Source organism: Streptomyces sp. NPDC028907, assembly GCF_055564995.1.
Genome location: NZ_JBVHVE010000002.1, coordinates 794,168 through 807,324 on the forward strand (window position 1 = coordinate 794,168; position 13,157 = coordinate 807,324).

The 13,157-nt window shown below is 70.4% G+C and carries 8 protein-coding genes; 6 read left to right on the forward strand and 2 right to left on the reverse strand.

Features of this window, described 5'->3' with window-relative positions; all coding sequences use genetic code 11:
- Nucleotides 1–170 precede the first annotated feature (170 nt).
- On the forward strand, nucleotides 171–3,782 hold the full coding sequence (gene smc / locus ACZ4UU_RS08145; protein WP_468037567.1) for a chromosome segregation protein SMC: 3,612 nt from the start codon (nucleotides 171–173) through the stop codon (nucleotides 3,780–3,782).
- Nucleotides 3,783–4,067: 285 nt separating this feature from the next.
- Nucleotides 4,068–5,483, forward strand: coding sequence for a sugar porter family MFS transporter (locus tag ACZ4UU_RS08150; RefSeq protein ID WP_468037569.1), 1,416 nt, complete (start codon nucleotides 4,068–4,070; stop codon nucleotides 5,481–5,483).
- Nucleotides 5,484–5,893: 410 nt separating this feature from the next.
- On the opposite strand, the gene ACZ4UU_RS08155 is transcribed toward ACZ4UU_RS08150, so the two are convergent.
- The gene (locus tag ACZ4UU_RS08155; protein ID WP_468037571.1) at nucleotides 5,894–6,865 is read right to left on the reverse strand and encodes an LLM class flavin-dependent oxidoreductase; all 972 of its coding nucleotides are present in this window, start codon (nucleotides 6,863–6,865) and stop codon (nucleotides 5,894–5,896) included.
- Nucleotides 6,866–7,093: 228 nt separating this feature from the next.
- Between ACZ4UU_RS08155 and ftsY the strand changes: the two genes are divergently transcribed.
- Nucleotides 7,094–8,305, forward strand: a complete 1,212-nt coding sequence (gene ftsY / locus ACZ4UU_RS08160) for a signal recognition particle-docking protein FtsY (protein WP_468037573.1) — start codon at nucleotides 7,094–7,096, stop codon at nucleotides 8,303–8,305.
- A 115-nt stretch (nucleotides 8,306–8,420) separates the two neighbouring features.
- Here the strand turns inward: ftsY and ACZ4UU_RS08165 are convergent, their stop codons facing one another.
- Nucleotides 8,421–9,077 carry a bifunctional DNA primase/polymerase gene (locus ACZ4UU_RS08165; protein WP_468037575.1) on the reverse strand — a complete coding sequence of 219 codons (657 nt, stop codon included), beginning with the start codon at nucleotides 9,075–9,077 and terminating at the stop codon, nucleotides 8,421–8,423.
- 458 nt (nucleotides 9,078–9,535) lie between these two features.
- Between ACZ4UU_RS08165 and nsdA the strand changes: the two genes are divergently transcribed.
- The 3 genes from nsdA (at nucleotide 9,536) to ACZ4UU_RS08180 (ending at nucleotide 13,132) form a co-directional block, all read left to right on the forward strand.
- Nucleotides 9,536–11,029: a transcriptional repressor NsdA gene (nsdA, locus tag ACZ4UU_RS08170; RefSeq protein WP_468037577.1), complete on the forward strand. Its 1,494-nt coding sequence runs from the start codon at nucleotides 9,536–9,538 to the stop codon at nucleotides 11,027–11,029.
- Nucleotides 11,030–11,441: 412 nt separating this feature from the next.
- Nucleotides 11,442–12,797: an ammonium transporter gene (locus ACZ4UU_RS08175; protein WP_468037580.1), complete on the forward strand. Its 1,356-nt coding sequence runs from the start codon at nucleotides 11,442–11,444 to the stop codon at nucleotides 12,795–12,797.
- The gene (locus ACZ4UU_RS08180; RefSeq protein WP_055725071.1) at nucleotides 12,794–13,132 is read left to right on the forward strand and encodes a P-II family nitrogen regulator; all 339 of its coding nucleotides are present in this window, start codon (nucleotides 12,794–12,796) and stop codon (nucleotides 13,130–13,132) included. Before ACZ4UU_RS08175 ends, ACZ4UU_RS08180 begins: the two co-directional genes overlap by 4 nt.
- Nucleotides 13,133–13,157: the final 25 nt, after the last annotated feature.

A 13,157-nucleotide genomic window follows, 5' to 3' on the forward strand; every position in this document is an offset into this window, starting at 1 on the left:
TCAGCCGTCAGAAGTTGCAAGGGACGCTTCGGCGTCCCTTCTTTCTTGCCCCCGGCTTACTGCCCCGCGCATCCTTTCACCCTCTTTAACGTTTGGTGTGCCCTGCGCGTTCATCGGTGAAACCGCGGGTTCATGGAGTGGGATACCGGCGGAAGGTAGAGTCCAGCGGCGTGCACCTCAAGGCCCTGACCCTCCGCGGGTTCAAGTCGTTCGCCTCGGCGACCACGCTCCGGTTCGAGCCGGGGATCACGTGCGTCGTCGGACCGAACGGCTCGGGCAAGTCCAATGTCGTGGACGCGCTCAGCTGGGTCATGGGCGAGCAGGGCGCCAAGTCGCTGCGCGGCGGCAAGATGGAGGACGTCATCTTCGCCGGCACCACCGGCCGTCCGCCACTTGGCCGAGCCGAGGTTTCGCTGACCATCGACAACTCCGACGGCGCACTGCCCATCGAGTACGCCGAGGTCACGATCACGCGGATCATGTTCCGCAACGGCGGCAGCGAGTACCAGATCAACGGCGACACCTGCCGCCTGCTCGACATCCAGGAACTGCTCTCCGACTCCGGCATCGGCCGCGAGATGCACGTCATCGTCGGCCAGGGCCAGCTCGACTCCGTGCTGCACGCCGACCCCATGGGCCGCCGCGCCTTCATCGAGGAGGCCGCGGGCGTCCTCAAGCACCGCAAGCGCAAGGAGAAGGCTCTGCGGAAGCTGGACGCGATGCAGGCCAACCTCGCGCGCGTGCAGGACCTGACGGACGAGTTGCGCCGGCAGCTCAAGCCGCTCGGCCGGCAGGCGGCGGTGGCGCGCCGGGCCGCTGTCATCCAGGCCGACCTGCGCGACGCCCGCCTCCGCCTCCTCGCCGACGATCTCGTAGGGCTCCGCGAGGCGCTCCAGGCCGAGGTCGCCGACGAGGCCGCGCTGAAGGAGCGCAAGGAGGCCGCCGAGCAGGAGCTGAAGAAAGCCCTGCAGCGCGAGGCCCTCCTGGAGGACGAGGTACGACAGCTCACGCCCCGCCTTCAGCACGCCCAGCAGACCTGGTACGAGCTGTCCCAGCTCGCCGAGCGGGTGCGCGGCACGATCTCGCTGGCCGACGCGCGCGTGAAGAGCGCCACGTCAGCGCCGCCGGAGGAACGCCGGGGCCGCGACCCCGAGGACATGGAGCGCGAGGCCGCCCGCATCCGTGAGCAGGAGGCCGAGCTCGAAGCGGCCCTGGAGGCGGCCGAGCGCGCCCTGGAGGACACGGTCGCGCACCGAGCGGAACTGGAACGCGAGCTCACGCAGGAGGAGCGGCGCCTCAAGGACGTCGCCCGAGCCATCGCCGACCGCCGCGAAGGCCTCGCCCGGCTGAACGGGCAGGTCAACGCGGCCCGTTCCCGCGCGGCCTCCGCCCAGGCCGAGATCGACCGCCTGGCCGCCGCACGGGACGAGGCCCAGGAGCGGGCCTTCTCCGCGCAGGAGGAGTACGAGGCCCTGAAGGCCGAGGTCGACGGCCTGGACGCGGGCGACGCGGAGCTCGGCGAGCAGCACGACGCGGCGAAGCGGCAGCTCACCGAGGCCGAGGCCGCCCTCACCGCGGCCCGCGAGGCCGCCACGGCCGCGGAACGGGCCCGCGCCGCCACCCAGGCCCGTCACGAGGCGCTGGCACTCGGCCTGCGCCGCAAGGACGGCACGGGCGCACTGCTGGGCGCGGAGGACCGCCTCACGGGACTGCTGGGCCCGGCTGCGGAACTGCTGACGGTGACGCCGGGGTACGAGGTACCGCTGGCGGCGGCTTTCGGGGTGGCGGCGGACGCGGTCGCGGTGAGGTCCCCGTCCGCGGCGGCGGACGCGATCCGCCTCCTCCGTAAGCAGGACGCGGGCCGGGCGGCGCTGCTCTTGGCAGGGGGCGCCGAAGACGCGCCTCATGGGGGCGCGGGGAACTGCGCGACCAGCCACGACGAGCCGGCGGTCGCACACCTCCCTGACCTGGCACCCCCCGGCGGGCGCCCCGCCGCAGACCTGGTCCGTGCCCCCTCCGACCTCCTGCCGGCCATCCGCCGCCTCCTCCACGACATCGTCGTCGTCCCCACCCTCGAGGACGCCGAGGAGCTCGTCTACGCTCACCCCGACCTCACCGCCGTAACCGCCGAAGGCGACCTCCTGGGCGCCCACTTCGCCCACGGCGGCTCCGCCGGGGCGCCGAGCCTCCTCGAAGTACAGGCCTCCGTGGACGAGGCCGCCGCCGAACTGGAAGAGCTGGCAGTGCGCTGCGAGGAGCTGGCCGAGGCCCAGCACGCGGCAACAGAGCGGCGCAAGGAGTGCGCGGGGCTCGTCGAGGAGCTGGGGGAGCGGCGCCGGGCGGCCGACCGGGAGAAGTCCGCGGTCGCCCAGCAACTCGGCCGGCTCGCAGGCCAGGCGAGGGGCGCGGCCGGCGAAGCGGAGCGCTCCGTGGCCGCCGCCGCGCGGGCCCAGGACGCCCTCGACAAGGCACTCCAGGAGGTCGAGGAACTCGCCGAACGGCTCGCCGTGGCCGAGGAGATGCCGGTCGAGGAGGAGCCCGACACGTCGGTACGGGACCGTCTCGCCGCCGACGGCGCCAACGCCCGCCAGACCGAGATGGAGGCCCGCCTCCAGGTCCGTACCCACGAAGAACGCGTCAAGGGACTCGCCGGCCGCGCCGACTCCCTCGACCGCGCCGCCCGAGCTGAGCGGGACGCACGCGCGCGTGCCGAGCAGCGGCGGGCCCGGCTGCGGCACGAGGCGGCCGTCGCCGAAGCCGTGGCCTCCGGCACCCGGCAGCTGCTCGCGCACGTCGAGGTCTCCCTCGCCCGCGCCGACGAGGAACGCACCGCCGCCGAGGTGGCGAAGGCCCGGCGCGAGCAGGAACTCACCGTCGCCCGTGGCCAGGGCCGTGACCTCAAGGCCGAACTCGACAAGCTGACCGACTCCGTGCACCGCGGCGAGGTCCTCGGCGCAGAGAAGCGGATGCGGATCGAGCAGCTGGAGACCAGGGCACTGGAGGAACTGGGCGTGGAGCCCGCCGGCCTCGTCTCCGAATACGGCCCCCACCAGCTCGTACCGCCCTCCCTGGCCGCCGAGGGCGAGCAGCTCCCCGAGGACCCCGAGCACCCCCGCAACCAGCCCAAGCCGTTCGTGCGGGCCGAGCAGGAGAAGCGGCTCAAGGCGGCCGAGCGGGCCTACCAGCAGCTCGGCAAGGTCAACCCGCTCGCCCTTGAGGAGTTCGCGGCGCTGGAGGAACGGCACAAGTTCCTCAGCGAGCAGCTCGAAGACCTGAAGAAGACCCGGGCCGACCTGCTCCAGGTTGTCAAGGAGGTCGACGAACGCGTCGAGCAGGTCTTCACCGAGGCCTACCGGGACACGGCCCGGGAGTTCGAGGGCGTCTTCAGCCGGCTGTTCCCCGGGGGCGAGGGACGGCTGATCCTGACCGATCCCGACAACATGCTCACCACGGGTGTCGACGTCGAGGCACGTCCTCCCGGCAAGAAGGTCAAGCGGCTGAGCCTGCTCTCCGGTGGCGAGCGGTCGCTGACCGCCGTCGCGATGCTGGTGTCGATCTTCAAGGCCCGGCCCAGCCCGTTCTACGTCATGGACGAGGTCGAGGCCGCCCTCGACGACACCAACCTCCAGCGGCTGATCCGCATCATGCAGGAGCTGCAGGAGGCCTCGCAGCTGATCGTGATCACGCACCAGAAGCGCACGATGGAGGTCGCCGACGCGCTGTACGGCGTCTCCATGCAGGGCGACGGCGTGTCCAAGGTCATCAGCCAGCGGCTTCGCTAGCACCGGCTTCGGCCGCTTTCGGCTGCGGCGCCGTCGTGGCTCGGCGCGCCCACGCGGCGGAGCCGCAGTTCGACACAGCCCCGCGCCCCTGGTCGACCTCATCACCGTTTCTTCAAGAAGTGAACGCATGTCAGCTAATCACGTCTCGAAACTCACAACCACTTGCCTATTGACTTCGAAACTTGAAGGCATAGTCTCTGCAACGTTGCTTTTACCTTCAGGTATCACTACTTGGAGCGGCTGACCCCCACCCGGCAGCGTTGCCGGTGGCCCGAGGAGTACCACGTGACCAGCACAGCGCAGGCACCCACGTCAGGAGCCAGGACGGCGCACCCCGAACATCTCGGGCACGTCGTCTTCATCACCGCGGCGGCCGCCATGGGCGGCTTCCTGTTCGGTTACGACAGTTCCGTGATCAACGGGGCGAACGGCGGCATCCAGGCCCGGTTCGACCTCAGTTCCGGCGTCACCGGGACCGTCGCGGCCAGCGCCCTGCTCGGCAGTGCCGTGGGCGCCGCGATCGCCGGCCGCATAGCCGACCGCATCGGCCGCATCCGCGTCATGCAGATCGCGGCGGTGCTGTTCGCCGTGAGCGCCGTCGGTTCCGGGCTCCCGTTCGCCGCGTGGGACCTCGCCGCCTGGCGTGTCCTCGGCGGTATCGCCATCGGCATGGCCTCGGTGATCGGCCCGGCCTACATCGCCGAGGTCGCGCCGCCCGCGTACCGGGGCAGGCTCGCCTCGTTCCAGCAGGCCGCCATCGTCATCGGCATCGCCGTCTCGCAGCTCGTCAACTGGGCCATCCTCAACATGGCCGACGGCGAGGAGCGCGGAACGGTCGCGGGCCTGGAGGCCTGGCAGTGGATGCTCGGCGTGATGCTCGTGCCCGCCGTGATCTACGGCCTGCTGTCCTTCGCCATCCCCGAGTCCCCGCGCTATCTGATCAGCGTCGGCCGCGTCGAGGACGCCAAGAAGGTGCTCGCCGACGTCGAGGGCGGCATGGACCTGGACGCCCGGGTCGCCGAGATCGACCAGGCCATGCGCAGCGACCACAAGTCCACGTTCAAGGACCTGCTGGGCGGCCGCTTCGGTCTCCTGCCGATCGTGTGGATCGGGATCGGCCTCTCCGTCTTCCAGCAGCTGGTCGGCATCAACGTCATCTTCTACTACTCGAACCTGCTGTGGCAGTCCGTCGGCGTCGACCCGTCGAGCTCGTTCTTCTACTCGTTCGAGACCTCGATCATCAACATCATCGGCACCGTGATCGCGATGATCTTCGTCGACCGCATAGGCCGCAAGCCGCTCGCCCTCATCGGCTCCGTCGGCATGGGCGTCTCGCTCGCCGCGGCCGCCTGGGCCTTCTCCTTCCAGAACGGCAACGACCCGCTGCCCACCGCGCAGGGCTACGTCGCGCTGATCGCCGCCAACGCGTTCGTCCTCTTCTTCGCCATGTCCTGGGGCGTGGTCGTCTGGGTCATGCTCGGCGAGGTCTTCCCGAACAAGATCCGCGCCGCCGCCCTGGGCGTCGCCGCCTCGGCCCAGTGGATCGCCAACTGGGCGATCACGATCACCTTCCCGGACCTGTCGGACTGGAACCTGTCGCTCACCTACGTCATGTACGCGGTGTTCGCCTTCCTCTCCATCCCCTTCATCCTCAAGTTCGTGCCCGAGACCAAGGGCAAGAAGCTGGAGGAGATGGGCTGACCGGCCCCCGAACTCGGGGGGAAGGGCCAAGTCCCCGCTGCCCCTCCTCCCGTATCCCGCCGCCGCCCCGGCCCGGCCACTGCCCGAGCCGGGGCGGCGGTTCGCCGTACGTCACCAGATTCAGGACACCGGCCCCGAGTTCCCGCGCGCGCAGCGCTGTCGCCTCGATGCTGTCCAGCCGCAGTTCGATCTGGCTCCGGCACTCCGGGAGTTCTCGCGGCAGTCGCGGGGTGGCGGCGATCAGCTCCAGGTTTGCCCGCAGCAAGGCGACCTCCCGCAGGAACTCGGCGACGGGACCTCGGAGCACCTGCCACTCGCCGTTCGTGGCACGCACGAACACATCCGCGCACCGACTCATGGGCTCAGTGGACCACCGCCGGACAATTCGGACCACCGGATATCGACGCAGCTCAGGCCCCCAGCGCCGGAAGCACCTCCGACGCGAACAACCGAAGGCTCCGCCATCCCTCCTCCACCGGCATCCCGCCCGACAGCGGGTGCAGCACATAGCTGTCGAACCCCAGCGCCACACACTCCTGTGGCGTCACGATCCGGTACACGCCCTCGGCGCGCAGCTCGGCCACCGTCGTGGCCGCCGACTTCACCGCCGAGCGGACGTCGCCGGACTGCCAGGAGGCATACGTCCGTGCCTCGTGCAGGAAGTGTCCGCCGTACCGTGCCCACGCCCGGTCGGGATCCTCGGCGATGTGCAGCAGCGGCGTCTGTGCCGCCGGCATCATCGTCCACCCCGCGGTGCCGTACTCGACGAGCCGCTCCTTGTAGTACGTCTCCAGCTCCGGCAGATGCGCGCTGGGGAAGAACGGCAGGCCGAGCCGGGCGGCCCGGCGGGCGGCGGCCTTCGAGGAGCCGCCGACCAGCAGAAGCGGGTGCGGATCGGTGTACGGGCGCGGAGTGACCCGCACCGTACGGCCCCGGTACTCGAACTCCTCGCCGGTCCACGCCTTCAGCAGCGTCTCCAGCAGCTCGTCCTGGAGTCTGCCGCGCCGCTTCCACTCCACGTCGAACTGGGCGTACTCCTCGGGCCGGTACCCGATCCCGGCGACCGTCACCAGACGACCGCCGCTCAGCAGATCCAGTACGGCGATCTCCTCGGCGAGGCGCAGCGGGTCGTGCAGCGGGCCGATGATCGCCGAGACGGTGACCGCTAGGCGCCTGGTCGCGCCGAAGACCGCGGCGGCGAAGGCGAACGGCGACGGCAGCCAGTTGTTCTCGGCGCCGTGGTGCTCCTCGGTCTGCACGGTGGTGATCCCGTGCTCGTCGGCGTACGCGGCCATCTCCAGGGCCGCCCGGTAGCGGGCGGCGAGGGAGGTGGGGGTCGCGTCGGGCTCGACGAGGTTGAAACGGACGACCGTGACGGGCATGGGGGTCCCCTCCGACGGGCGGCTCGGCGGGAGGACAGTAGTTGACGGAGCGTCAGATCGCCAGGGGCTGGGAATGACGAGGGCGTGTCACGGCCCACCTCATGAGCCATGACGGGGGGCTTCCGGCCGACGTGAGGTCGGACCGCGGGCCAGCCCGGCCCGGCGGGGCGCGCGGCCCCACGTGGAGAACGAACGGCCGAGCGGGGGGTCACGCATACTGGGCGTGTTATGGAAATCGTCATCCTTGCTGTAGTCATCGCCGTGGTCGTGCTCGGCGCGCTCGGCGGGCTCATCGTCGGCAGCCGTCGCAAGAAGCAGCTGCCTCCGCCGCCGCCCGCCGCGCCCGACATCACCGCCCCACCGGCCGAGCCGCACGTCGGCGACGAGGCCGAGACACCGCGCGACGAAGAGCGCCGGACCATAGAGGAGGTGGACCTTCCCGACGGCTCGACCGGGGTCGCCGTCGAGGAACCGCCCGTCGTCGAAGAGCTCCCGCCGACCGAGATCGAGGTCCCGGAGCCCACCGCCGGACGTCTGATCCGCCTGCGCGCCCGGCTCTCCCGCTCGCAGAACGCGCTCGGCAAGGGGCTGCTCACGCTCCTGTCGCGCGAGCACCTCGACGACGACACCTGGGAGGAGATCGAGGACACGCTGCTCACCGCCGACGTCGGCGTGGCCCCCACCCAGGAACTCGTCGACGGCCTGCGCGAGCGCGTGAAGGTGCTCGGCACCCGCACGCCCGCCGAGCTGCGCGGCCTGCTGCGCGAGGAGCTGCTCAAGCTGGTCGGCACCGACCTCGACCGCACGGTCAGGACCGAGCCGGAGGCCAGCAAGCCCGGCATCGTGATGGTCGTCGGCGTCAACGGCACCGGCAAGACCACCACCACCGGCAAGCTCGCCCGCGTCCTCGTGGCCGACGGCCGCAGCGTCGTCCTCGGCGCCGCCGACACCTTCCGTGCCGCCGCCGCCGACCAGCTCCAGACCTGGGGCGAGCGCGTCGGCGCCTACACCGTGCGCGGGCCGGAGGGCGGCGACCCCGCCTCCGTCGCCTTCGACGCGGTGAAGGAGGGCAAGGAGATGGGCTCCGACGTCGTCCTCATCGACACCGCCGGGCGCCTGCACACCAAGACCGGCCTGATGGACGAGCTCGGCAAGGTCAAGCGGGTCGTCGAGAAGCACGCTCCGCTGGACGAGATCCTCCTCGTGCTGGACGCGACGACCGGGCAGAACGGCCTGGTCCAGGCCCGCGTCTTCGCCGAGGTCGTCGACATCACCGGCATCGTCCTCACCAAGCTCGACGGCACGGCCAAGGGCGGCATCGTCGTCGCGGTCCAGCGCGAGCTGGGCGTCCCGGTGAAGCTGATCGGGCTGGGCGAGGGCGCCGACGACCTGGCGCCGTTCGAGCCGGAGGCGTTCGTTGACGCCCTTATCGGGGAGTGACCCCACCTCACCTACGAACTTTCGTAAGTGCTCGATCGAGGAAGCGCCCGCCCCCCAAGGTGCAGTTGGGGGACGGGCGCTTCGCTGTGTACGACTGCGGCCGGTGGGTCCTGTGTCACGCCCGCGACCGATGTGCCACGTACGCCAACGTCCCCAGCAGTAACCGTGCCGCCGGCGGCTTCGAAGCCGTGTCCAGTGCCGGTGGCCTCAGCCAGCGCACCGGTCCCAGCCCGCCCCGGTCGGAGGGCGGGGCCGTGATGGACGTGCCCGGGCCGAGGCCGCGAAGGTCGAGGTGGGTGGGGTCGTCCCAGCCCAGGCGGTAGAGGAGTTCGGGGAGCTCGGCGGCGGCGCCCGGGGCCACGAAGAAGTGGGCGCGGCCCTCGGGGGTGGCGGTGACCGGGCCGAGGGGGAGTCCCATGCGTTCGAGCCGGGCCAGCGCGCGGCGTCCGGCGGCCTCGGCCACCTCGATCACATCGAACGCCTGCCCGACCGGCAGCATCACCGAGGCGCCCGGGAACTCCGACCACGCCTTGCTGACATCGTCGAGCGTGGCCCCGGCCGGGACGTGGGGCGCGAAGTCGAGAGGGTGTGCGCCGGGCGCGTCGCAGTCGGAGCGGCCGCATGAACAGGCGCCCGCCGCGGCCCGTGCGCCGGGCACCACGTCCCAGCCCCACAGTCCGGTGAACTCGGCGACGGCGGTGCACTCCGAGGAGCGGCCGCGTCGACGCGCGCCGGATCGGATCTCCCGGATGCCGCCGATCGTGAAGCCCATGCCCCCTCCAACGGGTCCAGCGCGCGGGTGGTTACGGCGCGGATGCGGAACGTGACCCTGTGTGTTCTTGGGTGGCCGGTTACCCTCTGACACCGCTCGGCTCACGCGGCGCCCGGAAGCGCCCAGGGTTGCGGGCTCGGCGACACGCGCCTCCAAGTGCTTCGCTCCGCCCACTTCCGGCCGTCCTATGTCAAGTGAATCGCGTGGAGGCGGCCGTTAGTTCATTCGAAGGGGTGGCGAATGGTGGCGTTTCCCGGATCGCCATGGCTGGAGGCGTGATCGTAGGATTACCGTGTGTGCACGAACCCTCGGGGCACATGCGCTTGTGGGTATGCCGGGGGCAAGTCGACTTTCCGTTCGAAGGGTGACAAGTGCCGGACGGCCGACCGTATTTACCGGCATTCTGATAGGGCTTGGCGCACTCGGTGACAAGTGGTCCAAGGGATGGGGGCGTTCCAGTGAGCGGCAACAGCGGAAGCGGTACGAGTGCTGGTGGCGCATCGCACGCTGACAAGCGCCCGAACGAGCTGCTCACGTCCTGGTTCGTGCGCAGCGGCTGGTCGAAGGGCGAGCTCGCCCGCCAAGTCAACCGCCGCGCACGTCAGCTGGGTGCCAACCACATCTCGACCGACACCTCCCGGGTGCGCCGCTGGCTGGACGGCGAGAACCCTCGCGAGCCGATCCCGCGGATCCTGTCCGAGCTGTTCTCCGAGCGGTTCGGCTGCGTCGTCTCCGTCGAGGACCTCGGTCTGCGCGCCGCCCGGCAGTCACCCTCAGTGTCCGGTATCGACCTGCCCTGGACGGGCCCGCAGGCGGTGGCCCTGCTCAGCGAGTTCTCGCGCAGCGACCTGATGCTGGCGCGGCGCGGCTTCCTCGGGAGCTCGCTGTCCCTGTCCGCGGGCCCGGCCCTCATCGAGCCGATGCAGCGCTGGCTGGTCCCCGCGCCGCCCGCCCCGTACCAGGAGCCCCGGCCCGTCCCGTCCTCACGCGCGCGTGGCCGGCTGTCCAAGCCCGAGCTGGACCTGCTGGAGTCCACCACCGTGATGTTCCGCCAGTGGGACGCGCAGTGCGGCGGCGGCCTGCGCCGCAAGGCCGTCGTGGGCCAGCTGCACGAGGTGACCGACCTGCTCCAGGAGCCCCATCCCGAGGCCACCACCCGGAAGCTGTTCAAGGTCGCCGCCGAGCTGGCGGAGCTGGCCGGCTGGATGTCGTACGACGTGGGGCTCCAGCCCACCGCGCAGAAGTACTTCGTCCTCGCGCTGCACGCCGCCAAGGAGGCGGGCGACCGGCCGCTCGGCTCGTACGTCCTGTCCAGCATGAGCCGCCAGATGATCCACCTCGGCCGGCCCGACGACGCCCTGGAGCTGATCCACCTCGCGCAGTACGGCAGCCGGGACTGCGCGAGCCCGCGCACCCAGTCGATGCTGTATGCGATGGAGGCCCGCGCCTACGCCAACATGGGCCAGCCCGGCAAGTGCAAGCGGGCTGTCCGGATGGCCGAGGACACCTTCGCCGAGTCCGTGGACTGGGACGAGCCGGACCCCGACTGGATCCGCTTCTTCTCCGAGGCCGAGCTCTACGGCGAGAACTCCCACTCCTACCGTGACCTCGCCTATGTCGCCGGCCGCAGCCCCACGTACGCCTCGCTCGCCGAGCCGCTGATGCAGCAGGCCGTCGACCTGTTCGCCAAGGACGCCGAGCACCAGCGGTCGTACGCACTGAACCTCATCGGCATGGCCACGGTGCATCTGCTCCGCCAGGAGCCCGAGCAGAGCGCGGTCTACGCCGAGCAGGCCATGCGCATCGCCAAAAAGGTGCGTTCCGAGCGCGTCAACACTCGTATTCGAAAGACGGTCGACACGGCGGCACGCGACTTCGGGGAGCTCGCCGAGGTCGTGGACCTGACGGACAAGCTCGCCGTCGAGCTGCCGGAGACCGCGGAGGCGGTCTGAGCCTCGCGTGCCCGCGCGGGGCAACCCCTGAACCCCGGCCGCGGCCGGCCCTCCCGAACCGCCCGACTCGGCTCCCCCATGCCAGGTCATCGGAAGGCCGACCGCGGCCGGATCCCGCTTTTGCGCCTAAACCGGCGCCGCTCTCGCGGATGTGGCTGGGCACCGTGGGGGTTCCTCAATTGATGGTTGCGGTGATCGTCGTCGAAGGTTGCGCCAAGATAACGATCAGGTCGGCCGCAATCCGGCAGTTCATCGAGGCGTAACACACGAGGCGCCTTCGTCACGGCGGCGAAACAACGAGGGGCTTTCACCGAAACGGCGCTGCGTCAATCTCTTGGCGCATAACCGGCCCACCCCTCAATCCGCTCAGGCTTCGCCCGCACGGGGCCGTACCAATGACGAGGAGACGCCGATGGCACCAGCCATCATGACGGCGGCAGACAAGGTAGAGCTGTCGCCCGCCAACACAGGCTTCATGCTCATCTGTTCCGCCCTGGTGATGCTCATGACCCCGGGACTGGCCTTCTTCTACGGAGGCATGGTCCGCGTCAAGAGCACCCTGAACATGCTGATGATGAGCTTCATCAGCTTGGGAATCGTCACCATCCTGTGGGTGCTGTACGGCTTCTCGCTCGCCTTCGGCAAGGACTCCGGCAGCGTCATCGGTTGGAATTCCGACTGGATCGGCCTCAGCAACGTCGACAAGGGCGAGCTGTGGAGTTCCGCGGGAACGACGTACAACATCCCGCTGCTGGTCTTCTTCGTCTTCCAGCTGATGTTCGCGATCATCACACCCGCCCTGATCAGCGGCGCCCTCGCGGACCGCGTGAAGTTCTCGGCATGGGCGCTGTTCATCGCGCTGTGGGCCACGGTCGTGTACTTCCCGGTCGCGCACTGGGTCTGGGGTGACGGCGGCTGGGCCTTCGACATGGGCGTGATCGACTTCGCCGGTGGTACGGCGGTCCACATCAATGCCGGTGCCGCGGCGCTCGGCGTGATCCTCGTGATCGGCAAGCGGGTCGGCTTCAAGAAGGACCCGATGCGTCCGCACAGCCTCCCGCTGGTCATGCTCGGCGCGGCCCTCCTGTGGTTCGGCTGGTTCGGGTTCAACGCCGGTTCCTGGCTCGGCAACGACGACGGCGTCGGCTCCCTGATGTTCGTCAACACGCAGGTCGCGACCGCCGCCGCCATGCTGGCCTGGCTCATCTACGAGAAGATCCGCCACGGCGCGTTCACCACGCTGGGCGCTGCCTCCGGTGCCGTCGCGGGTCTGGTCGCCATCACCCCGGCCGGTGGCTCGGTCACCCCGGTCGGCGCGATCGCCGTCGGTGCCATCGCCGGCCTCCTGTGCGCCATGGCCGTCGGCCTGAAGTACAAGTTCGGCTACGACGACTCGCTCGACGTCGTCGGTGTCCACCTGGTCGGCGGTGTGGTCGGCTCGATCCTGATCGGCTTCTTCGCCAGCGGCAAGGGCCAGTCCGAGGCCACGGGCGTCTTCTACGGCGACCACAGCTTCGACCAGCTGTGGAAGCAGCTCGCAGGTGTCGGCGGTGTCCTCGCCTACTCCCTGATCGTGTCCGCGATCCTCGCCCTCGTCCTCGACAAGACGATCGGGATGCGGGTCACCGAGGACGAGGAGGTGGCCGGCATCGACCAGGCCGAGCACGCCGAGACCGCATACGACTTCAGTGGCGCCGGCGGCGGTGCCGCACGGACCGCCGCCCAGGCCCCGGTCGCCGCGGCCGCGAGCAAGAAGGTGGACGCATGAAGCTCATCACCGCAGTCGTCAAGCCCCACCGGCTCGACGAGATCAAGGAAGCCCTCCAGGCCTTCGGGGTCCACGGCCTGACGGTCACCGAGGCGAGCGGCTACGGTCGTCAGCGGGGCCACACCGAGGTCTACCGCGGTGCCGAGTACACCGTCGACCTGGTCCCGAAGATCCGCATCGAGGTCCTGGCCGAGGACGACGACGCCGAGCAGCTGATCGACGTCATCGTCAAGGCCGCCCGCACCGGCAAGATCGGTGACGGCAAGGTCTGGTCCCTGCCGGTCGACACGGCCGTACGGGTCCGCACCGGCGAGCGCGGGCCCGACGCGCTCTGAGGCAGGGAAACAGAACAGGAGTCGC

Coding starts and splice junctions, on each gene's coding strand:
- ACZ4UU_RS08155 (WP_468037571.1), bottom strand. CDS start 6,865: ATGCCCGTCACGGTCGTCCGTTTCAACCTCGTCGAGCCCGACGCGACC.
- ftsY (WP_468037573.1), top strand. CDS start 7,094: ATGGAAATCGTCATCCTTGCTGTAGTCATCGCCGTGGTCGTGCTCGGC.
- ACZ4UU_RS08165 (WP_468037575.1), bottom strand. CDS start 9,077: ATGGGCTTCACGATCGGCGGCATCCGGGAGATCCGATCCGGCGCGCGT.
- ACZ4UU_RS08175 (WP_468037580.1), top strand. CDS start 11,442: ATGGCACCAGCCATCATGACGGCGGCAGACAAGGTAGAGCTGTCGCCC.
- ACZ4UU_RS08180 (WP_055725071.1), top strand. CDS start 12,794: ATGAAGCTCATCACCGCAGTCGTCAAGCCCCACCGGCTCGACGAGATC.